Annotated in this window: 21 protein-coding genes; 10 read left to right on the plus strand and 11 right to left on the minus strand. The window is 64.6% G+C overall.

Annotation, left to right across the window (positions count from 1 at the left end):
• Positions 1–365: 365 nt before the first annotated feature.
• The 9 genes from IVB23_RS21305 to IVB23_RS21345 all read left to right on the plus strand — a co-directional run bounded on the left by IVB23_RS21305 (position 366) and on the right by IVB23_RS21345 (position 9,499).
• Positions 366–980: a ribonuclease D gene (locus IVB23_RS21305; RefSeq protein ID WP_061879978.1), complete on the plus strand. Its 615-nt coding sequence runs from the start codon at positions 366–368 to the stop codon at positions 978–980.
• A 161-nt stretch (positions 981–1,141) separates the two neighbouring features.
• A complete protein-coding gene (lptC, locus tag IVB23_RS21310) occupies positions 1,142–1,885 on the plus strand; it encodes an LPS export ABC transporter periplasmic protein LptC (protein ID WP_247799891.1) in 744 nt (247 codons plus the stop codon).
• Complete coding sequence (locus tag IVB23_RS21315; RefSeq protein WP_061879976.1) at positions 1,882–2,610, plus strand: LptA/OstA family protein; 729 nt, start codon at positions 1,882–1,884, stop codon at positions 2,608–2,610. Before lptC ends, IVB23_RS21315 begins: the two co-directional genes overlap by 4 nt.
• Positions 2,611–2,832: 222 nt before the next feature.
• Entirely contained in the window at positions 2,833–3,843 is a 1,011-nt protein-coding gene (lptB, locus tag IVB23_RS21320; protein WP_061879975.1) for an LPS export ABC transporter ATP-binding protein, read from the plus strand.
• Between the two features lie 90 nt (positions 3,844–3,933).
• A complete protein-coding gene (rpoN, locus tag IVB23_RS21325) occupies positions 3,934–5,556 on the plus strand; it encodes an RNA polymerase factor sigma-54 (protein ID WP_247799892.1) in 1,623 nt (540 codons plus the stop codon).
• Positions 5,557–5,754: 198 nt separating this feature from the next.
• Positions 5,755–6,360 (plus strand): ribosome-associated translation inhibitor RaiA, encoded by a 606-nt coding sequence (gene raiA, locus IVB23_RS21330; RefSeq protein WP_061879973.1) that lies wholly within the window; start codon positions 5,755–5,757, stop codon positions 6,358–6,360.
• Between the two features lie 218 nt (positions 6,361–6,578).
• Positions 6,579–7,040, plus strand: coding sequence for a PTS IIA-like nitrogen regulatory protein PtsN (gene ptsN / locus IVB23_RS21335; RefSeq protein ID WP_061879972.1), 462 nt, complete (start codon positions 6,579–6,581; stop codon positions 7,038–7,040).
• A gap of 132 nt (positions 7,041–7,172) precedes the next feature.
• Positions 7,173–8,462, plus strand: coding sequence for an O-antigen ligase family protein (locus tag IVB23_RS21340; RefSeq protein ID WP_061879971.1), 1,290 nt, complete (start codon positions 7,173–7,175; stop codon positions 8,460–8,462).
• Between the two features lie 14 nt (positions 8,463–8,476).
• A complete protein-coding gene (locus IVB23_RS21345) occupies positions 8,477–9,499 on the plus strand; it encodes a glycoside hydrolase family 5 protein (RefSeq protein ID WP_247799893.1) in 1,023 nt (340 codons plus the stop codon).
• 296 nt (positions 9,500–9,795) lie between these two features.
• Here the strand turns inward: IVB23_RS21345 and IVB23_RS21350 are convergent, their stop codons facing one another.
• The 5 genes from IVB23_RS21350 to IVB23_RS21370 form a co-directional block, all read right to left on the minus strand.
• A complete protein-coding gene (locus IVB23_RS21350; RefSeq protein WP_061879970.1) occupies positions 9,796–10,716 on the minus strand; it encodes an FAD binding domain-containing protein in 921 nt (306 codons plus the stop codon).
• On the minus strand, positions 10,713–13,400 hold the full coding sequence (locus tag IVB23_RS21355; RefSeq protein WP_061879969.1) for a molybdopterin-dependent oxidoreductase: 2,688 nt from the start codon (positions 13,398–13,400) through the stop codon (positions 10,713–10,715). The genes IVB23_RS21350 and IVB23_RS21355 overlap by 4 nt, the downstream gene beginning before the upstream one ends.
• The gene (locus tag IVB23_RS21360; protein ID WP_061879968.1) at positions 13,397–14,038 is read right to left on the minus strand and encodes a TetR/AcrR family transcriptional regulator; all 642 of its coding nucleotides are present in this window, start codon (positions 14,036–14,038) and stop codon (positions 13,397–13,399) included. The genes IVB23_RS21355 and IVB23_RS21360 overlap by 4 nt, the downstream gene beginning before the upstream one ends.
• Positions 14,039–14,426: 388 nt before the next feature.
• Positions 14,427–14,699, minus strand: a complete 273-nt coding sequence (locus IVB23_RS21365; RefSeq protein ID WP_018645064.1) for a DUF1150 domain-containing protein — start codon at positions 14,697–14,699, stop codon at positions 14,427–14,429.
• 50 nt (positions 14,700–14,749) lie between these two features.
• Entirely contained in the window at positions 14,750–15,175 is a 426-nt protein-coding gene (locus IVB23_RS21370) for an Hsp20 family protein (protein WP_035704151.1), read from the minus strand.
• Positions 15,176–15,344: 169 nt separating this feature from the next.
• Here IVB23_RS21370 and IVB23_RS21375 point away from each other — a divergent pair, with 169 nt between their 5' ends.
• Entirely contained in the window at positions 15,345–15,503 is a 159-nt protein-coding gene (locus IVB23_RS21375; RefSeq protein WP_247799894.1) for a hypothetical protein, read from the plus strand.
• A gap of 23 nt (positions 15,504–15,526) precedes the next feature.
• Here the strand turns inward: IVB23_RS21375 and IVB23_RS21380 are convergent, their stop codons facing one another.
• The 6 genes from IVB23_RS21380 to IVB23_RS21405 all read right to left on the minus strand — a co-directional run bounded on the left by IVB23_RS21380 (position 15,527) and on the right by IVB23_RS21405 (position 22,050).
• Complete coding sequence (locus IVB23_RS21380; protein WP_061879966.1) at positions 15,527–16,615, minus strand: sn-glycerol-3-phosphate import ATP-binding protein UgpC; 1,089 nt, start codon at positions 16,613–16,615, stop codon at positions 15,527–15,529.
• Positions 16,616–16,723: 108 nt separating this feature from the next.
• Positions 16,724–17,572 carry a sn-glycerol-3-phosphate ABC transporter permease UgpE gene (gene ugpE / locus IVB23_RS21385; RefSeq protein WP_061879965.1) on the minus strand — a complete coding sequence of 283 codons (849 nt, stop codon included), beginning with the start codon at positions 17,570–17,572 and terminating at the stop codon, positions 16,724–16,726.
• A 1-nt stretch (position 17,573) separates the two neighbouring features.
• The gene (gene ugpA, locus IVB23_RS21390; RefSeq protein ID WP_061879964.1) at positions 17,574–18,455 is read right to left on the minus strand and encodes a sn-glycerol-3-phosphate ABC transporter permease UgpA; all 882 of its coding nucleotides are present in this window, start codon (positions 18,453–18,455) and stop codon (positions 17,574–17,576) included.
• A 50-nt stretch (positions 18,456–18,505) separates the two neighbouring features.
• A complete protein-coding gene (gene ugpB, locus IVB23_RS21395; protein ID WP_061879963.1) occupies positions 18,506–19,822 on the minus strand; it encodes a sn-glycerol-3-phosphate ABC transporter substrate-binding protein UgpB in 1,317 nt (438 codons plus the stop codon).
• Positions 19,823–20,245: 423 nt separating this feature from the next.
• Complete coding sequence (locus tag IVB23_RS21400; RefSeq protein ID WP_247799895.1) at positions 20,246–21,451, minus strand: CaiB/BaiF CoA-transferase family protein; 1,206 nt, start codon at positions 21,449–21,451, stop codon at positions 20,246–20,248.
• Between the two features lie 173 nt (positions 21,452–21,624).
• The gene (locus IVB23_RS21405; RefSeq protein WP_061023501.1) at positions 21,625–22,050 is read right to left on the minus strand and encodes an organic hydroperoxide resistance protein; all 426 of its coding nucleotides are present in this window, start codon (positions 22,048–22,050) and stop codon (positions 21,625–21,627) included.
• Between the last annotated feature and the right edge of the window lie 57 nt (positions 22,051–22,107).

Below are 22,107 nucleotides of genomic sequence, written 5' to 3' on the forward strand. Positions count from 1 at the left end.
GAGCGGGCGAGGGCGGAGAGGCCGGCAACAGATAGGGTGTGCCGGGGCGAATTGCAGCGGGCCGGGCTGAAAACCTGCTCTGCCGGAAAGAGCGGCGGCCCATCATTTCGCGCGCCGTGGGGTGTGAATCACTTTGATTGGGTCGCGACTGATCAAGCGCTTCCGCGAGCTCAGCATGCACGAGAGTGCAGGCCCAGCCGATCCCTCCCTTAGGGAATCGCCGACCTGCACGCCATCGCCGCGATCTGACCGGCCGTCAGGCCACCGCCGCCGCTTGCGTGACCTCTCGCCAGTGGCTACATCGCGGTCCATCCGTTTAGCCTATGATATCGACGCACCGATTCGACCCGAGGTTTTGACACGCCATGACCGTACGTCTGCACCGCGGCGACCTGCCCGACCTGTCCCGCTACACCGGAGCGGTGGCGATCGACACCGAGACCATGGGGCTGAACCCGCACCGCGACCGGCTCTGTGTGGTGCAGCTCTCGCCCGGCGACGGCAGCGCCGACGTGGTGCAGATCCCCAGGGGCCACACCGATGCGCCGAACCTGAAGGCGCTCCTGGCCAATCCGGCCGTCACGAAGATCTTCCACTTCGCGCGGTTCGACATCGCGGTGCTGTACCAGACCTTCGGCGTCATGACCGGGCCGATCTACTGCACCAAGATCGCCTCCCGCCTGACCCGCACCTACACCGACCGCCATGGCCTCAAGGACCTCGTGCGCGAGGTGCTCAACATCGACCTCTCCAAGCAGCAGCAGTCCAGCGACTGGGGTTCCGACAGCCTGACCGAGCCGCAGCTCGCCTACGCCGCCTCCGACGTGCTGCATCTGCACGCCTTGCGCGAACGGCTCGATGCCATGCTGGTCCGTGAAGGCCGCAGCCAGCTGGCGCAGGCCTGTTTCGACTTCCTGCCGACCCGCGCCTTGCTGGACCTCCAGGGCTGGTCCGAAGAGGACATTTTCGCGCATTCCTGAGGCCCCCTGCGGCGGTTACCCTGAGGTTGCCGCCCCGTTTCGGACACTTTCGTAACGGCCTGTCGCCGGCTGCATATTTGGGCGGCGCCGGATACAATGGGGCGCCCGTCGACCGGACGAGGCGAGCGATATTTCAGGAGCCCAGGACTTCAGGAGCCCAGGTGAATTCGGCCCAGAATCCCACCTACGACGCCGCGCTTGCGGCGAAGTTCGCCAGCGCGGCGCGCCACAGCCGCCTGGTGCGGATTCTGCGCATCGCGGTTCCGGGTGCGGTGCTGTTGTCCATGGCCGCCATCGTCGGCGTCTCGATCTTCAATCCGTTCCGCATGCTGATGCCGAAGCTGCCGCTCGATTCCGGAAACATGGTGGTGTCGGGCACCAAGATCACGATGGAATCGCCGCACCTCGCCGGCTTCACACCGGACCAGCGGCCCTACGAGCTCTGGGCCAAGACCGCGACGCAGGACATCACCGACCCCGATCATGTCGATCTGTCGGACCTGCGCGCGAAGGTACTGATGGAGGATCGATCGACGCTTTTCCTCGATGCCCGCACCGGCCGCTTCGACAACAAGCAGCAGCAGCTCGAGCTGCACAAGGACATCTTCCTGCGCACCTCGACCGGCTACGAGGCGCGGCTGAACTCGGCCTTCGTCGACATGGGCAAGGGCACGGTCTCCTCGGACGAGCGCGTCGACGTCACGCTGACCAATGGCACGCTCAGCGCCGATCGCTTGCGAATTACCGAAGGTGGTGACGTCATCCGCTTCGAGGGCAATGTGGTGATGCACCTGGACAAGCTGGACGAGCAGCCCGCGCAGCCCGCTGCCCAGCCTGCGCCGCCCGAGCCGGCGCCGCCTGCGAAGACGCGTACGCCTCAGAACAAGTCTGCCAATTCAAGATGATTTTCATGATGAACTGTTTTCCGCGCGACGCTGTCGCCAGCAAGGCCGCGCTCGCCGTCGGTCTCGCGCTCCTCGTCACGGGTGCGGCCTTTGCACAGAGCACGATGCAAGGCGTGCCCAACGCGATGCAGGGTTTTTCGCAGAACCGCGATCAGCCGATCCAGATCGAAGCCGCCTCCCTGGAGATGCGCGACAAGAAGAAGGAGGCGACCTTTGCCGGCAACGTGAAGGTCGTGCAGGGCGACACCACCATGACCTCGAAGACGCTGGTTGTGTTTTATGACTCGGGCGACAAGCCCGCCGCGCCACAGCCTGCGCCGAAGGGCACGAAATCGGCCCCGATGCAGTCGGCGACGCCGGGTCCGGGCGGCAGCTCCTCGATCAAGCGGCTGGAGGCGCGCGGCAATGTCGTGGTCACCCAGAAGGACCAGGTGGTAACAGGCGAGACCGCCGTGTTCGACACCAGGACCAACCTCATCACCATGCTCGGCGGCGCGGGCGGCCAGGTGGTACTGACCCAGTGCAAGAACGTGCTGCGCGGCGACCGCCTGATGGTCGACATGACGACCGGTGTGTCCCGTGTCGAATCCGACAACGGCCGCGTGCAGGCGCTGCTGCCGCAGGGCGGCAGCAATGATTGCGGCCAAGGGGGACAAGCGGGACAAGGGCCCAAGCCCGGCGCGGGACCGCCCCTGCAATTGCCCGGCGCAAGTAAACAAAAGTAAATTCAATCACTTGTCTCGGATCCTCGCGATCCGAGGTTGAAGCTTGCCCGGCGAGGCTGTATCTAGCGCGCAGGGCTTTCGAAGCGGGATCCGCCGCTTTTCGGGCGTGTTTCACTGGGCATGAGACATCCCTTCACTCATGCTGCCTCGGCGAATTGAAAGGCCGGTGCGGCAGATCACGCGAATTCGCGCAGGATCGTCGCGAAAAGGCTAGAAGGCGGGATGGTCGATCTCTTCAGCATGTTCCGTCGGCGCCCCGCCAAGCGCGGCCGGCCAGGATTTGCGCGTCAGGACATCACCGCGCTCGGTGACAGCGTCGGCGGCCTCGTGACCAGTCCCATCAGGGACGCGCAGCCGGTCGCCCGTGACCAGCCGATGCGCGCGCCGGACCAGTTCCGGGATGACTATCGGGCCGGCTATCAAGTCGAGCCGCCGCGTTCGCAGGCCGTTCACCCGGTCAGGGCCGCCGCGAGCTCCAACGGCGCGGGCGGCCCTCAGCTGCTGAAGCGGCCCGGCTTCCTGGCTGTGCATAGCGTGGAAAAGAGTTTCGGCAGCCGCCAGGTGGTGCGCGGCGTCAGCATCTATGTGCGCCGGGGCGAAGCGGTCGGCCTGCTCGGGCCGAACGGCGCCGGCAAGACCACCGTATTCTACATGATCACCGGCCTGATCAAGGCCGACCGCGGCGCGATCGAGCTCGACGGCCACGACGTGACGAAGCTCCCGATGTATCAGCGCGCGCGGCTCGGCATCGGCTATCTGCCGCAGGAGGCCTCGATCTTCCGCGGCCTCACCGTCGAGCAGAACATCCGCGCCGTGCTCGAAGTGGTCGAGCCCTCGCGCAAGAAGCGCGAGCAGCAGCTCGATTCGCTGCTCGACGAATTCAACATCACGCGCCTGCGCAAATCGCCGTCGATCGCGCTGTCCGGCGGCGAGCGCCGCCGTGTCGAGATCGCGCGCGCGCTGGCGACGCGGCCGAACTACATGCTGCTCGACGAGCCCTTCGCCGGCATCGACCCGATCGCGGTCGGCGACATCCAGGACCTCGTCCGCCATCTCACCAATCGCGGCATCGGCGTGCTGATCACCGACCACAATGTCCGCGAGACGCTCGGCCTCACCGATCGTGCCTATATCGTCTATGCCGGGGAAATCTTGACCGAGGGAACCCCGGATGAGATCGTTGCCGATCCGGACGTGCGCCGCCTTTACCTTGGCGAGGAATTCCGCCTCTAGCCCTTTTTTGCGTTTCGTCAAGACGTGTACATCGGGCTCGGACTAAGATAAGCAAAAATCGGACCAATTTTTGGGAACGGTTCTTGCTTCATGGCGCTCACGCAGAGACTAGAGTTCCGGCAGTCGCAGTCGCTGGTCATGACGCCGCAGCTGATGCAGGCGATCAAGCTGCTGCAATTGTCCAATCTCGATCTCACGACGTTCGTGGAAGAGGAGCTCGAGCGCAATCCGCTGCTGGAACGGGCCAGTGACGAGGGCCCGGCGGGAGAGGCACCGGCCGAGGCCGGGAGTTACGGCGATTCCGACGGTCGAGGCGATGGTCAGGGCGAGGACGGCTTCGGCGGCGGCGCCGAGGGTTTCGAGCCGGGCCAGGAAGAATGGATGAGCAAGGATCTCGGCACCCGCGCCGAGATCGAGCAGACCCTGGATACGGGCCTGGACAACGTCTTCTCCGAGGAGCCCGCCGAGGCCGCGGCGCGCAACGCCCAGGACGCCGCGCCGACCACCTATACCGAATGGGGCGGCGGTGCCTCTGGGACCGAAGACTACAATCTCGAAGCTTTTGTCGCGGCCGAGACGACGTTGTCCGACCATCTCGCCGAGCAGCTCGCGGTCGCCTTCGCCGCACCCGCCCAGCGCATGATCGGCCAGTACCTGATCGACCTCGTCGACGAGGCCGGCTATCTGCCGGCCGATCTCGGCCAGGCCGTCGAGCGTCTCGGCGCATCGCAAGCCGACGTCGAAGGCGTCCTCGCCGTGCTGCAGAAATTCGATCCGCCCGGCGTCTGCGCGCGCAATCTGAGCGAATGCCTGGCGATCCAGCTCCGCGAGCTCGACCGCTACGACCCCGCGATGCAGGCCCTGGTCGAGCATCTCGATCTGCTTGCCAAGCGCGACATCGTTGCCTTGCGCAAGATCTGCGGCGTCGACGACGAGGACATCGCCGACATGATCGGCGAGATCCGCCGCCTCAATCCCAAGCCCGGCATGAAGTTCGGCTCGGCGCGCCTGCAGACCATGGTGCCCGATGTCTATGTCCGTCCGGGTCCCGACGGCGGCTGGCATGTCGAGCTCAACAGCGACACCTTGCCGCGTGTGCTGGTCAACCAGACCTACTATTCCGAGCTGTCGAAGAAGGTCGGCAAGGACGGCGACAAGTCCTATTTCACGGACGCGCTTCAGAACGCGACCTGGCTCGTGCGCGCGCTCGACCAGCGCGCCCGCACCATCCTGAAAGTTGCAACCGAGATCGTGCGCCAGCAGGACGGCTTCTTCACCCATGGCGTGGCGCACCTGCGGCCGCTCAATCTGAAGGCCGTCGCCGATGCCATCCAGATGCATGAATCCACGGTGTCGCGCGTCACCGCCAACAAGTACATGGCGACCAATCGTGGCACATTCGAGCTGAAATATTTCTTCACGGCCTCGATCGCCTCGGCCGACGGCGGCGAGGCGCATTCGGCCGAAGCCGTGCGTCACCACATCAAGCAGCTGATCGATTCGGAGGAGCCCTCCGCGATCCTGTCGGATGACACCATCGTGGAACGCTTGCGCGCCTCGGGCATTGATATTGCCCGCCGCACGGTCGCGAAGTACCGCGAAGCCATGCGCATACCCTCCTCGGTGCAACGCCGCCGCGACAAGCAGAGCGCCCTTGGTAACGTTCTCTCCACCGCATTGTCCGATCGCTCCCGCAACACCGAGCCGGCCTGATTGCGCTGGCGCGAAATCGCGCTACTCTCGTCTTCCCTGCGAGACCGATCCAGGCATGCGCATGATCCGGCAAGATGTGCAGCGGTTCTCCTCGCGACATACGCGGAATACGTTTGCGCGTCGATCGTGCGTCGGGAGCGACTTCAGCTGCGATGATTCGTCATCGCAACTGGGGCGACAAACCAAGCGAGGCATCCAATGACTCTCCGGATTTCGGGAAAGAGCATCAGCGTCGGCGAGGCCCTGCGCGGCCGCGTCGCCGACCGCACCGACGAGGTGCTGCGCAAGTATTTCGACGGCAACTATTCCGGCCACATCACGCTGAGCAAGGACGGTTTCGGTTTCCGCACCGATTGCGCCCTGCATCTCGATTCGGGAATCACGCTGGAGGCCGATTCGAACGCACCGGATGCCTATGCCAGCGCCGACCAGGCGCTGCTGATGATCGAGAAGCGGCTGCGGCGCTACAAGAACCGGCTCAAGGACCGCTCTGCGCGCAAGGCCCATGTCGCCTCCGAAGCGATGGCTGCGCTCGACGCCACGGCTTACGTGCTGGAAGCGCCCGGAGAGGGCGAAGAGGAAGTCACCGGCTACAGTCCGGTCATTATCGCGGAGCAAACCACGGCGCTGAAGCGGCTCTCGGTCAGCGAAGCGGTCATGGAACTCGACCTCAGCGGGGCGCCCTGCATGGTATTCCAGCATGGCTCGTCAGGCCGGGTGAACATCATTTACCGCCGGGCGGACGGCAATGTGGGCTGGATTGACCCGCCGGGAACGAAAGTGGACGGCCAGTCGCAGGGCTAGGCCCGGATTCGGGGACCGTACCATTCCGGCCCTTAACATTGACGGTGGCAAAGCCACACGCGGGAGTTGGCACCGGGATTGCGTTGGAGTAGAAGCCCCCCACATCTCGACCGGGGCTAAGTGCGCCTCCTGCTTCATGTTATTGACGCCGGCTCAGCTTGGTCTATCAAGTTGGCCAAATCGGAACCTGACGGTTTAATTCACCTCGGAAACCCTCCATGCCGATTACCGATCTGGTCGCACCCGAGGCGATTCTCCCGGCATTGAAGGTCAACAGCAAGAAGCAGGCCTTGCAGGAGCTCGCAGCCAAGGCCGCCGAGCTGACCGGGCAGAACGAGCGCGCGGTGTTCGAGGTGCTGCTGCAGCGGGAGAAGCTCGGCACCACCGCAGTCGGCTACGGCGTCGCCATTCCGCACGGCAAGCTGCCCAAGCTGGAAAAGATCTTCGGCCTGTTCGCGCGCCTCGACCGCCCGATCGATTTCGAGGCGATGGACGGTCAGCCGGTCGATCTCGTCTTCCTGCTGCTCGCCCCCGAAGGCGCCGGCGCCGATCACCTCAAGGCGCTCGCCCGCATCGCCCGCCTGCTCCGCGACCAGGACATCGCCAAGAAGCTCCGCGCCTCGCGCGACGCCGAGGCGATCTATTCGGTGCTGGCCCTGCCGCCGGCGACCGCGGCTTAGGGCGCGCTCCCGGGCGTGCTGGGTCAGCCGCCCCGGTTGAAACTGAAACCCAACGCCCGAGGCAACCCCGTCCGCGAACGCGGTCGCGCTGCGCGGTAAGCAATTATTAACCGTGCCTCGGGAAGGTCGCTCATGGCCAGCCTGCACACCGTGGCGGATTCCGAGGCATACGACAGCGCGATCTGGAAAGCGCGCGGGGTCGGCGTGGAAACGCTTGCCAGAAACGTGATCCGCATTTCGATCACCGTCAACGTGATCGCGTCGATGGGCGTCTTCAATCCCGCGCTGCTTCGCGCAGAGTGGAGCTATGTGCAACAGGCCGTAGCGCTCTTGATGTGGATCATCCTGATCTACGCCAGCGCCTTCGTACGTCCGCGCGTGCGCGTGCAGTGCAATCCCGATCTCATCGCGCTGGTCGCATTCTATGCTCTTGCCGTCGTTTCCGTTCTCTGGACCAGCCTCGCCGGCGCGGCGTTCATGAAGAGCGCGGCACTCGCGGTGACGACCTTCGGTGCGTACTGCCTCGTCACGCGGATCGACATCGACGAGATCGTCGGGTCGACGGCGCTGGGGCTCTTCATACTGGTCGCGGCCTCGGCCTTGTGCGCGGTGTTCGTGCCCGAGATCGGCGTCGACCAGAGCTGGATGCACAATGGCCAGTGGCAGGGAATCTACGAATCGAAGCAGACGCTCGGCTTCATCAGCGCCTACCTGATGTTCTTTGCCTGCTATCGGAAGATGACGGGGCAGGGATGGATCGCCTTCCTCTCGATGTTCCTGTTGGCATCGACCTGCGTCATCGCCTCGGAATCGCGTGGCGCCGGTGCCGTTGCCGTTGCCGCCGGAGCACTGCTCTTTACCTCGATGTGGTCGATCCGCTGCATGAGAGTCTACGCGGTGCTGCCGTTCATCATGTGCATCCTGGCCGCCCTGCTGATCCTGTATTTCTACGTGACGGGGTACGATTCCATCCATCTCGGCGAAACGACGATCAATTTGACCGAGCGGACGTTCATTTGGCAGTACGCCATCAGCCATTTCAACGATGCGCCGCTGCTGGGCTTCGGCATCAACGGATTCTGGACGCGTCCTGCGATTTACGACTATTTCAACCAGAACCATGGCTGGGTGCTCGACAATTATCACAGCGGTTACATCGCGGTGGCGATCGAAACGGGATTCCTGGGATACGTGCTGTTCGTCGCGAGCGTCTATCTGTTCTCGGAGAAGGTCCAGTATTTGATCTCCACCCGGTCGATCGATCGCGGCCATTGCGCCCTCATCATCGGATTCGTCGTCCTGAGTTTCCAATCGAATTTCACGGAGACGATGTTCCTCCGCTCGACGATGTTCACGTCGGTTCTTCTGGTCGCATTCTTCTTTGCGGTGTGCAGGCCGGTGCCACAGCAATCCCTGCAGTGATGAAGGAGGAACGGATGAAGGCGATCTGCGCTCGCTGGCGGCTGGCGTTCGGTCTGGCTCTGGCGATCGCCGTCCTCGCAATCGGATCCCGGGCTGACGCAGCCGGCCAGGGCACCGCACCGTCCCCCTCGAAATTGGGACGCGGCATCAACATCCTCGGTTACGACGGCATCTGGGAGGGAGGCCGGAACGCGCCATTTCGGCTGGATAACCTCACTGCGATCAGGCGCGCCGGGTTCTCGCACGTTCGCATCAATTTCTTCGGCTTCAAGTTCATGGGCCCGGGGAATCTGCTGGATGAAACGGTGTTGAGGCGGCTTGATGCGGTCATCGAGGAGGTGCTCGCCCGAAAGCTCATCCCCATCCTGGACGAGCACGATACCCATGTCTGCCAGCGCGACGTCTCCGAGTGCACCGGGAAGCTGAAAGCGTTCTGGACGCAGATCGCCGCGCGCTACGCCGGAAAATATCCGAAGCTCGTCTTCGAGGTCCTCAATGAGCCGGGCGGGCAGATGACGTCCACTGCCTGGAACGCGCTTTTGAACGAGTGTCTCGGTATCATCCGCGCCACCAACCCCACGCGGACCGTCATTGCCGCCGTTCTCAACGTCGACGAGATGCCGGTCGAGGACCTGTCCCTGCCGTCGGATGACAGAAACCTGATCGTGACGTTTCACTATTACGCCCCGTTACGCTTCACCCATCAGGGCGCCCCGTGGTCCGAAACGTTTTCGCGGGTGGGGCCGCTCGATTGGGGCACGCCGGAGGACGAAGCAAAGGCGCGCGCCGATTTCGAGAAGATGCGCATCTGGTCGGAACGGGAAAAGCGCCCGATCTATCTCGGCGAGTTCGGCGTGTACGAGGCCGCCCCAGCCGAAGCCCGCACCAGATATCTGTCCTTCATGGCACGACATGCGGAACGGCTTGGCTGGGCCTGGGCCTACTGGCAGTTCGACCACGATTTCGCGGCCTTCGACAGCGCGCGCCAGAGCTGGAAGCCGGAGATCCTGCGGGCGCTGATTCCGGCGCGGCGGTGAGGCAGGAAGCTTTCGCGAGTTCCCGGCTTCCTGGGTCCGGCTCTGCGCTGCAACGCCGTAAGCGCGTTTACGCGCGTCTTTGACGCGCTATGGAGCATTGCAGCGCGTCCGGGACATGGGAGTTGAGCACGCTGCAGCATCGCACTCCGTCATTGCGAGCCGCAGCGAAGCAATCCAGACTCCCTCCGCGGAAGCAGTCTGGATTGCTTCGTCGCACCAGTGCAAAATTGCTCCGCAATTTTTTGTCACGGGCTCCTCGCAATGACGGGGCGGAAAACGTCACGCGCAAATACCAGCTAGTCCGAAAGCCGCTCCAGCACGTCGCGCACCAGCCCTTGCAGAAGATCGAGCTTGTAGGCCGTCATCGGCAGTGGCTTGGCACCCGAGCTCGCCGCTTTCGCCGCCTCTGCGATCGATGCCGCATTGGCAATCTTGCCGCTGAGCTGGGCTTCCACGGCGGTGAGGCGAAGCGGCACGGGCGCGACGCCGCCGGCAGCGAGACGCACGAGCTGGAACTTGCCGCCGGCGATCACGACGCGAGCGCAGAGCTCCACCAGCGGCCATTCCGCATGGGTCCGGCTGATCGCCCGCTTGTAGGAAGCGCGCTCGCCCCCGAGCGGAGCAGGAAGCGCAATGCTCGTGATCATCTCGCCGGCTGCGAGTGTATGATCGGCGTGCGAGACCGAGCCGTCGCCGAGCAGGCCGGCAATTGTCAGTCCGCTACGCCGGTCCGTGGTGATGGTCGCATCATAGGCGAGCAGAGCCGCCGCCATGGTCGAGGGATGCGGCGCGACGCAGTCGCCGAGATCGAAGGCAACGCCATAGAGATGATTGCCGGACCGGGCAGGGCAGGTGTTGCCGCCTTTCTTCAGGCAATCGATGTTGGCCCGGCGGAAATACCAGCAGCGTGAACGCTGCGCGAGATTGCCGCCGAGCGTTGCAACGTGGCGCACCTGCGGCGTGGCGAGGCCTTGCGCGCTCGCCGCAATGCCGGGATAGGCAGTGGCGATGCGCGCGTCGGTCGCGATCGTGGCGATGGTGGCCAGCGCGCCGATCCGGGCGGCTCCGTCGGCATCCCAGGTGATCGTCTTGTCGCCGGTGGCCGCGATATCGATCAGCATGCCCTGCGACACGCCGCTGCGGCGGCGTTCGCTGAAATCGGTGCCGCCGGCGCGGAATTCAGGCGTGGGCTTGGCTGACATGACGGCGACACTCATGCTGCATCCCTCCCTTTCAGCGCGGCCACCAGGCGATCGGGCCGGAACGGAATTTCGGTCAGTCTCACGCCGATCGCATCGCGGATGGCGTTGGCGATCGCGGGCGAGGTCGGCACGGTGGCGACTTCGCCGATGCCGACGCTACCGCCCGGCACGTGCTCGAAACCGGCCTCATCGAAATGCACGTCCAGTTTCGGCATGTCGGCAATTCCCGGAATGCGGTAATCCTCCATGCTGCCGCTCAGGATGTGGCCGCTCAAAGGATCGGTCTCCCGCGCCTCATAGAGCGCGTAGCCGATGCCCTGGATCACCGCGCCTGCAGCCTGGCTTCGCGCCAGCATCGGCGCGGCGAGCTTGCCGACCGCGAGGCCCGTGTAGGCGTTGAGCACGCGCACATGGCCGAGCCAGGTATCGACCTCGACTTCCATCACCTGCACGGAGCTCGGCACGCCGGCGCCAACCACCATGTGGTTCATCAGACGGAGCACCCACCCGAACACCCGGCCCATGATGCCCGCCTCGTGCAGCGCGGGCCTGACGCCGGGCGGCGGTTTGCCGTCCTCCTGGCGTCTCGCCGACACGGCGATATCAGGGGAAGCCGCGATCATCTCGCGCCACGGCGCGTTCGAGCCCGGAGCAGGTGTGCGAGACGCGGTGCGCTTGATCTCCGCTTTCAGCTTATCGATGGCGAGCAAGGTCGGCGGCACCACCGAAGCGGTGACACGGCTGCCGCCGGAGCCCGGTCCGGGCGGCAGGTTGGAGCGGCCGATGCGAACTTCGACATCCTGCGGCTCGAGATCGAACGCCTTCGCGACGGTGTTCGCGATCACGCTGCGCGTCCCCGTGCCGATATCCTGTACCGCGCAGCTTGCGACGATACGGCCGCCCTTGACCGCGAGTTCGACCGAGGAGCCGGTTTGCCAGAGATAGAGCCAGTAGCCGGTGGCGACGCCGACGCCGCGCCGGTAGCGGCCGGTCTGAGAGGAGGCCGGCTTACGGCTCTTCCAGACGTCGAGGCCGGCAGCCCAGTCGTACAGTCGCTGGCGATTGGGATCGGGGTCCCAGAGCTTGCGCAGGTGAATCGGATCGACCTTCATGCGCAGCGCCGCTTCGTCGACCGCCTGCTCCAGCGCAAACGACATCGGCGGCCCGCCGGGGCCGCGGAACGGCGCGCCGGGCGGCAAATTGCTGAGCACGTCGAAGTCGACGAGCTCCTTTGCTTCGGCCGGATAGATCAGCCGCGCGAGGCCCGCGATCAGCGAGTTCACGGCGGCGCCGGTGTCGGCATGGGCGGTGAGCGACAGCGCCTTGAGGCGGCCTTCCGCCGAAGGCAGCAAGGACAGCTTCAGCTCGGCGGCCGGACGATAGCCGGCGACGGAAAGCTCCTCGTCACGATCGAAGGCGACACGTACCGGCGCCTTCGCGGCGCGCGCAAGCTCGATCGCGGCGATGGTCTCCAGCCCAACGCTGCCCTTGGAGCCGAACCCGCCGCCGACATGATCGGCGATCACACGCACCTTGTCGTGCGGAAGGCCATAACGCTTGGCGATCTTCTCCATGTTCTCGTGAATGGCCTGGGTCGAGATGTGCACTGTGAGCTGATCACCATCGAACCTGGCCACGGCGGCATGTGGTTCGAGGCTTGCGTGCTGTTGCGTCGAGACGCGGAAGGTTTCCTCGACCAGCAGCGGATTGCGTTGCGCCCGCGCCTCGTCGAGCCAGCTCTTGGCCTGCTTGGCTTTTTGCGAGAACGGCGCCGAAGGCCCGCGCACATTGCCCTTCCACGACACCGGAGCGCCGCCGGCGCCCTCGGATACGTTGCCGGCACGCTTGCGGTCCTTCTTATCGAACACGACTGGCGCATCGTCGCGTCGCGCTGCATCGAGCCCAATCACGGCGGGCAAGGGCTCGGGCTTGAAGCTGATCGCGGCGATTGCCTTCAGTGCGGTGCGGCGATCCTTGGCCGCGACGGCTGCAATCGGCGCGCCGACGAAGCGGACCATGTTGTCATCGTCGAGCAGCGGAACGACCGCGGCGACACCGGCAATGGCGCGCGCCGGCGTCAGATCGAGCCCGGTGATCCTCGCATGCGCGACGTGCGCGCGCAGGATGACGCCTTCGAGCTGGCCGTCATGGTGGACGTCGACCGTGTAGCGGGCCAGCCCCGTCACCTTGTCGCGGGCTTCCAGCCGCGGCGCGATGGGCTCGATGCCGTCGAAGCGGCCCGAGCATGCTTCGGCGACGGCGCGATAGATGCCTTCATAGGCGCCGCAGCGGCAGAGATGTCCCGACAGCGCGGCGGCAATCTCCTCGCGCGAGGGTGCCGCCGCGCCCTTGGTCGCGCGCCAGCTGTCATGGAAAGCGGTGGCTTCGACGACGAAGCCGGGCGTGCAGAAGCCGCATTGCAGGGCGTCGTGCGCCATGAACGCCTTCTGCACCGGATGCAATCCGGCCGCTCCGACGCCCTCGATGGTCGTCAGCGATTTGTCGGCGGCGGCCTGCGCCGGCAACAGGCAGCTCACGACGGGCGTGCCGTCGAGCAGCACGGTGCAAGCGCCGCAGACGCCGGAGCCGCAGACGAGTTTGGTGCCGGTGAGGCCGCCGTCGCGGATCACGTCGATCAAGAGCGCATCCGGATCGTCGGGCAGCGCCAGAGGCCGTCCATTGATGGTCGTGGCGGTCATGTTCGAACTCCCGTTTTGCGGAGGGACTTCTTTGCGGACGGCGCCATCGCGCCGGCGATCAGCATGCGCAGCATGGTCTCAAGCTGTTTCAGGAACGCGTCGAGCGGCTGCATGGAAGGGAAAGCGGATTTGGTGCCGTGGATCGCCATCTCGACGCAGCGCGCGAGCTCGCGCACGCTGACGCCGCTTTCGAGCTTGAGCTTTCGCTTGCGGCACACCCGCGCGATCGTGGTTGCGATCTCGTCGGCGAAACGGTTGGAATAGTTCTGGTAGAGGTCGCGCGCCTGCGCGAGATGCTCGGAAAACAGCTCCTCGGTATGGGGCGAGTCCTTGAGCGAAGCGAGCAGCGACTGCATTCGCGCGCCGATCTCGGCGACCAGGATGTCGGCAAGCTCCAGGCCCGCTTCTTCCGCCGCCTTCGCCGCCGCGATTTCGGCGGCGAGCCCCTGCGCGTAGATTCGCTCGAGCACGGCACGAAACAGCGCCTCCTTGGAGGCGAAGTGATGATAGAGCGCCTGCCGCGTCAGTCCGGCTTCCTCCGCCGCCTGCTCGATCGAGGAGCGGCGGAAGCCGTGGCGCCGGAACACGCGCAAGGCGGCGTCGAGGATCCGGTCCTGGGGAGGGGCCTTGGCCTGCATTTTGTCAAATTTGACAAAGGCGAAAGAAATGTCAAATCACGGATTGATGACGGTCTCGTGCGCGCAAGCGCCAACCGCACGCCAGGGCAATCGCATTCGAATTTTGCAGAGGTCGTCATGCCCGGGCTTGTCCCGGGCATCCACGTTCTTTGTGCTGCGCGGAAAAGGCGTGGATGGCCGGGACAAGCCCGGCCATGACGCCGTGGACACAGTTGGTGCCCATAGCCGCATCTAATATGCGATTGCCCTGCCGCACGCGGCGGGGACATCGCGGAATTCCCGTTGGCTGCCGATGGCGACGCGAAAACATCACGTCTCAAATGAAAACGGGCACGCCTTCTTGCGAAGGCATGCCCGCTTGAAACCCTATTCGTGCGACGCGCGCGCTTTAGTGCACGCTCACCGCTTGCAGCTCGTTGCTCCAGGCGTTGGCGACCGCGGCTTCGCGGCTGTCGGTCAGCATGATCGGCGTGCCGTCGGCGGCGTGGAGTGCGAACAGCTTGAGGCCCGGCGCAATCTTCGGCGCCTCGGGGAACAGGTCCGGCACGTCCTCGGAACGGATCTGCTTCACATAGGCGATATGGCCTTCGCCCAGGGTTGCCAGCGTCTCCGGAGAGACGTTCTTGGCTTCGTATTCGAACGCAACGTGACCTTCACTCATGGTCTCGACTCCTTTGGAACACTAAGCGGTCGAGTCCGCTACTCGTTCCATTATTCGTGCTCATTGATAGCGATTGTCTTAACGATCCGCTCCGGTTCTGGCCGGGCCAGATCGATCGACAACAGCCCGTTCTTCAGATCCGCACCCAGCACCAGCATCCCCTCCGCCAGCACGAAGGTGCGCTGGAAGTGGCGCGCGGCGATGCCGCGATGGATGTATTGCCGGGTCTTGTCGTCCTGCTGCCGCCCGCGGATCACGAGCTGGTTTTCCTCAATGGTTACATCGAGTTGGTCGCGGGTGAATCCGGCGACCGCCAGCGTGATGCGCAAACGCTCGGGCTGGCCGTCCGAACCGCCGCACCTCTCGATATTGTAGGGAGGGTAGCCGTCGGCGCCTTTGACGACGCGGTCGAGCACGCGCTCGATCTCGTCGAAGCCCAGCAGAAAGGGACTGGAGAGCGTTGGAACACGAGACATAGTTTACAAAGTCCTCGCAGAAGCGACTTTGGTGTTTCAGGGCCCGTCAAGGCACCCCTTGATCAGCAATATGGGCATGTTCCCTTGTGGGTTCAAGGACGTAGCCGGGGAGGCTGTGGATGGGCGATGTCTGTCCGTCGCAGGCCCCAGACAGCGCGCGGATGCTTCAATGATCGTCATGGCCGGGCCTGTCCCGGCCATCCACGACCTCTCCTCGCAGCAGAACGAGGGTTCTGGGGCAAGCCCGGTCATGACGAAACTGCCGCTGAATTTCCCAATGAAAACAAACCCCCTTCTACTGTGCATGGGGTTGTTTTCGCAGTTTTGATCGATCAGCCCTGCCGAAGCCGGTCAGACCTCGATCCGCGTGCGCCCGTCGCTGCTGAAAAGGTGCAGCTTTTGGCGCACCGCCGCGACGCGGATTTTCGCGCCGATGGCGGGCGCCTCGGTTCCGGGAATGCGGACGATGATCTCGCCGGGCGGCAGCTCGCCGGGCGTGGCGGCGACGCGCTGCTCTTCCTGCTCGCGCGAGCCATAGACGAAGGTTTCGGCGCCGACGCGCTCGATCGCCTCGACCGTGAGCGGCAAGGCGACGCCACCGTCCGGGGTCTGGTCGGTGATGACGAAATCTTCCGGGCGGATGCCGAGAATGCCGGCGTCGGCCGCCGCGTTGCCGGCGAGCTGCGACCGGATCTCCTCGGGTCGCGTCGACATCAGGTTCATCGGCGGCGCGCCGATGAAGGAGGCGACGAAGGTCGTCGCCGGCTTCTCGTAGATCGCGAGGGGATTGCCGACCTGCTCGACCTGGCCGCCATTCATCACCACGAGAATGTCGGCGAGCGTCATCGCCTCGAGCTGGTCGTGGGTGACGTAGATCGACGTCGTGTTGAGCCGGCGCTGCAGTTTGCGGATCTCGACCCGCATCGCGATGCGCAGCTTGGCATCGAGGTTGGACAGCGGCTCGTCGAACAGGAACACCTTGGGCTGGCGCACGATGGCGCGGCCCATCGCGACGCGCTGGCGCTGGCCGCCGGAGAGCTGGCGCGGCTTGCGCTCCAGCATCGATGTGAGCTCGAGGATGCGCGCGGCCTCATCGACGCGGGTCTTGATGTCGGCTTCCGCCATGCCGCGGTTGCGCAGGCCATAGGCCATGTTGTTGTAGACGCTCATATGCGGATAGAGCGCGTAGTTCTGGAACACCATCGCGATGTCGCGGTCGGCGGGCTCGATTCCGTTGACGATTCGGCCGCCGATGTCGATCTCGCCGCCGGTGACCGTCTCAAGCCCCGCGACCATGCGCAGCAGCGTGGACTTGCCGCAGCCGCTAGGCCCGACCAGCACGCAGAACTGTCCGTCGCCGACATCGACGTCGACGCCCTTGATGGCCTCGAAGCCGCCGGGATAGGTCTTGCGGACGTTGCGCAGGGTGACGTTAGCCATGGGATTTTCCGGCGAATAGCGAATAGGGAGTGGCGAATGGGGATTGGTTGGTACGCAAGGCGGACGCAGCGACCCCATTCGCTGCTCGCCACTCGCTATTCGCCATCTTCACTTTTCCGTCTCGACCAGTCCGCGCACGAACAGCTTCTGCATGACGACGACGACGAACACCGGCGGCAGCATGGCCAGCACGGCGGTCGCCATCACGATCGGCCATTCCGTCAGCGCGTCGGTGGTCGTGATCATCTTGCGGATGCCAATCTGGATGGTCTGCATGTCGTCGCGCGTGGTGATCAGCAGCGGCCAGAGATACTGGTTCCAGCCGAGGATGAACAGGATCACGAACAGCGCCGCCATGTTGGTGCGTGACAGCGGCAGCAGCGTATCCCAGAAGAAGCGGAAGGGACCTGCGCCGTCGATGCGTGAGGCCTCCAGCAATTCGTCCGGCACCGTCATGAAGAACTGGCGGAACAGCAGCGTCGCGGTGGCCGAGGCGATCAGCGGCAGCGACAGGCCGGCATAGCTGTCGAGCATGTGCAGATCGGCGACGATCTTGTAGGTCGGATAGATGCGCACCTCGACCGGCAGCATCAGGGTGATGAAGATCAGCCAGAACAGCGCCATCCGGAACGGAAAGCGGAAATAGACGATCGCATAGGCCGAGATGATCGAGATCGCGATCTTGCCGACGGCGATCAGGAGCGCCATCACCAGCGAGTTCAGCATCATGTTGCCGACCGGCTCGCGGGTCGAGCCGCTCGTGCCGACGAAGATGGTCTGGTAGTAGGTCTCGAGGAAATGACCGCCCGGTAGCAGCGACATCTGGCCGTTGGCGATCACCGCGTTGTCCTGGGTCGAGGCGACGAAGGCGAGATAGACCGGGAAGGCGACGATCGCGATCCCGATCCAGAGGATGATGTGGGCAATGTAGCGCCGAAAGCCTTCTTCCTCGACCATATCAGTAGGTCACCTTGCGTTCGACGAAGCGGAACTGGATGCCCGTCAGCACGATGACCATGAACATCAGGATCACCGATTGCGCCGCGGAGCTGCCGAGGTTTCCGCCGAGCAGGCCGTCTGTATAGACCTTGTAGACCAGCGTCTCGGTCGACTTGCCGGGGCCGCCCCGGGTCATGGTGTCGATGATGCCGAACGTATCGAAGAAGGCGTAGACGATGTTGACGACCAGGAGGAAGAAGATGGTCGGCGACAGCAGCGGGAAGGTCACGGTCCAGAACCGCCGCATCGGCCGCGCGCCGTCGATCGCGGCGGCCTCGAGCACGCTTCTGGGGATGCTCTGGAGGCCGGCGAGGAAGAACAGGAAATTGTAGGAGATCTGCTTCCACGCGGCGGCGAGGATGATCAGGGTCGCGGCCTGGTTGCCGTCGAGCAGCGGATTCCAGTCGACGCCGAGGGCGCGAAGATAGCGCGAGAGCACGCCGAGCGAGGGATGCAGCATGAAGATCCAGAGCACGCCGACGACCGGCGGCGCCACCGCATAGGGCCAGATCAGCAGCGTGCGGTAGAGCATCGAGCCGCGCAGCGGCTTGTCCGCCATCACGGCGAGCAGCAGCGCGAACGACAGCGACGACACCGCGATTGCGAACGAGAAGAAGAAGGTGCGCAGGATCGCCTCGAAATAGGCGGGCTCCTTGAACAGGTCGATATAGTTCTCGAACCAGACGAAGCTGGTTGAGAGGCCGAAGGCATCCTGGAGCAGGAAGGACTGGATCACCGCCTGCAAGGCCGGCCAGTAGAAGAAAATCAGGACGATCGCGAGCTGCGGCGCAACCAGCGCGTAGGGCAACAGCTTGGATTGGAAAATGGCTTGCTTTTGCATGATGCCCGCAGCAGCGGCAGGCCGGCTTCACCGGCCTGCCGCTTGTCGCCTTACTTCACGGCGGTCTTTTCGAACTGCCGCAGCATGGTGTTGCCGCGCTCGACGGCCGCATCCAGCGCCTGCTTGGCGGTCTTCTTGCCGGCCAGCGCCTGCTCGATCTCTTCGGCCCAGACGTCGCGGAGCTGCACCATATTGCCGAGGCGCAGGCCGCGGGAGTTCTCGGTCGGCTCCTTGTTGGTGAGTTCGAGCAGCGGGGTCTCGAGATAGGGCTGGTCCTTGTAGAAGCCTTCCGCCTTGGCCTTCTCATACGCGGCCTTGGTGATCGGCAGATAGCCCGAGGACTTGTGGATGTAGACCTGACGATCCGTATCGGAGAGGAAGGTCAGGAACTTCGCCACGCCCTTGTACTCGTCGGCCGACTTGCCGCCCATGATCCAGAGCGAGGCGCCGCCGATGATCGAGTTCTGCGGCGCGCCCTTGACGTCCGGATAATAAGGCATCGGCACCGCCGTGAAGGCGAACTTGGCCTGCGCCTTGACGTTGCCGAAGAACGCCGACGAGGTCAGGTAGAGCGGACATTCGCCCGAGGTGAAGCGGCCTTCGCCGGTGTTGGTGCGGCCGGCATAGTCGTAGGTCTTGTCCTTCTGGAGCTCGACCAGATTCTCGAGATGCTTGACCTGCAGCGGTCCGTTGAAGGAGAGCACGGTGTCGAAGCCGTCGAGGCCGTTGGCCTTGGTCGCCAGCGGCACGTTGTGCCAGGCGGAGAGCTGCTCGAGATTGACCCAGGTGACCCATGAGTTGGAGAAGCCGCAGGTGGCGTGGCCGGCCGCCTTCAGCTTCTTGGCGGCGTCGAACACCTCAGGCCAGGTCTTCGGGATCTCGACATTCGCCTTCTTCAGCTCGTCGAGGTTGACCCACATCACGGTCGACGACGAGTTGAAGGGGAAGGACAGCATCTCGCCCTTCGAGGTCGAATAATAGCCGGTGATCGCGGGCAGATAGGCCTTCGGATCGAACTTCTCGCCGGTCTCGGCCATCAGCTTGTAGACCGGCTTCACGGCGCCGGTCGCGGCCATCATGGTGGCGGTGCCGACCTCGAACACTTGCATGATGTGCGGCGCGTTGCCGGCGCGGAACGCCGCGATGCCGGCGTTCATCGTATCGGCGTAGTTGCCCTTGTAGGTCGGAATCACCTTGTAGTCGCTCTGCGCAGCGTTGAAGTCGTTGGCGAGCTTGACGATGACGTCGTTGTTGGCGCCGGTCATCGCGTGCCACCACTGGATTTCGGTCACAGCCAGCGCCGGCGAAGCCGACAAGCCGACCGTGAGTGCAAATGCGGCAGCCGCACCAAAATGTCGAAGAGCCATCAAGAATCCTCCCTTGCCCGTCACTAAAGAAGCGCTTGCGCTAGCAGCACCATATGACGTTCACATGACTGTGTAAGCGGCCGAAACGAAAGCGGCAAGCGCTGGAAAAGGGAAGCCGTCAAATTGGCGAAGCCGTGCGCGGACAGCCGCAGCCGTTCGCGCTGCACGCGTGTGGGTCGCGCCGCAGTGCGGCATCGGTTGATGTGAGGTCGGCAACCAGCCGCAGGCTCCAAACCTCTCCCGCTTTGCGGGAGAGGTCGGCGCGCTCCGGGCGATGCGAAGCATCGTCCCGCGCGCCGGGTGAGGGCTTTATCCTCTGGGGGATTGTCCCTTCGCGGAGACACCCTCTCCCCAGCCCTCCCCCGCAAGCGGGGGAGGGAGCGCACCTCCGGCGACGCTCGCGATCTTATTTGATCGCGCCACTCAGCGCTTGCGCTCGGGGCCGCAGACCGTGCCCTTCTCGACCATCGCGTCGATCTCGGCCTTGGAGTAGCCGAACTCGCCGAGCACCTCCGCCGCGTGCTGGCTGAATTTCGGCGGCAGGCGGCGCAGGCTCGGCTTTGAGCGATCGAGCCGGATCGGCGAGGCCACGCCCTTGTACCAATCCTTCTCGATAATATCGCCGCGTGCGATCGTGTGCGGGTTGGTCAACGCCTGGTCGATCTTCTGCACGGGGCCAGCGGGCAGGCCTGCCGCGAGCAGGCGATTGCACAGCGGCTCGGCCTCGTGCTGGCTGAACACCGCGGCGAGCTCGGCGCGCAGGGCCTCGCGATTGGCGATGCGGTCCTTGTTGCGGGCAAAGCGCGGATCGGTGCCGAGCTCGGGCTTGCCGATCTCCTTGGCCAGCTTGCGGAAGGTGCCGTCATTGCCGACGCCGATGAAGATGTTGTCGGTCTTGGTCGGGAAGATCGCGTAGGGCACGAGGTTCGGATGCTCGTTGCCGGTGAGGCTCGGCGGCTTGCCATGCATGAAATAATTCGCGGTGTGCGGATGCATGATGGCAAGGCCGGTCTCGTACAGCGTCGTCTCCAGGAACTGGCCCTTGCCGGAGCGCTGCCGCTCCGACAGCGCCATCAGGATGCCGATCGCCGCATAAAGTCCGGTGGTGATGTCGACCAGCGGCACGCCGATCCGCATCGGCCCGCTCTCGGGCGAGCCGGTCGCCGCGATCATGCCGGTCATGGCCTGGATGATGGCGTCATAGCCGGGGTTGCCGCCGCGCGGACCGTCGGCGCCGAAGCCGCAGATCCGGCAATGCACGAGCCGCGGGAATTTTTCGCGCAAGCTCTCGTTGCCGATGCCCCATTTCTCCAGCGTGCCCGGCTTGAAATTCTCGATCAGGACGTCGGCCGTCTCCAGCATCTTGAGCAGCACCGCGCGGCCGCCCTCGGAGGCGAGGTCGAGCCCGATCGAGCGCTTGTTGCGGTTGATGCCGACGAAATAGGCCGCGTCCTCCTCGTGGAAGGGAGGACCCCATTCGCGCACCTCGTCGCCCGTGGGCGGCTCGACCTTGATCACGTCGGCGCCATGGTCGGCGAGGATCTGGGTGCAGTAAGGACCGCCGAGCACGCGCGTGAGATCGATGACGCGCAATCCGCTCATGGCACCTAGGGCGGCTTCAGAACTCATGCCTTCGCTTCTCCTGTGTCGAGGTACGGTCACAGGCCTAGCGAGGTTTGCCAGGAGCAGCAATGGCTCCTGGCGTGGGGCCGCATGCGCCGTCGCGCGTCAATGCCGCGCCGTGGCAAAACGACGAAGGCCGGCCCTGGGGGAATCCCGGGCCAGCCCATCCGCACTCCAGATCAGACGACCGTCAGGCGAACGTCGACATTGCCGCGCGTGGCATTGGAGTAGGGGCACACCTGATGTGCCTTTTCGACCAGCGCCTCGGCCTCGGCGCGGGCAAGGCCCGGCAGCGAGACGGCCAGATCGATGTCGAGGCCGAAGCCGCCTTCGGAGCGCGGTCCGATTCCGACCGTCGAGGTGACGGAGGCGTCGGCCGGAACCTTCGGGCCGCCCTGCGAAGCCACGAACTTCATCGCGCCAATGAAGCAGGCGGCATAGCCGGCCGCGAACAGCTGCTCGGGATTGTTGCCGGCGCCGCCACCGCCGCCGAGCTCCTTCGGCGTGGTGAGCTTGACGTCGAGCGCGCCGTCGAGGGTCGCGGCATGGCCGTCGCGGCCGCCGGTGGCTTTTGCGCTGGTCTTGTAGAGGACGTTCACGGACATTGTGGTCTCCCTGGGTCCTAGGGTCAGTGCGATCTTTATTGCAGGCAATTAGATTGC

Origin of the sequence: Bradyrhizobium sp. 191 (assembly GCF_023100985.1) — a bacterium.
GTDB classification, from domain to species: Bacteria; Pseudomonadota; Alphaproteobacteria; order Rhizobiales; family Xanthobacteraceae; genus Bradyrhizobium; species Bradyrhizobium diversitatis.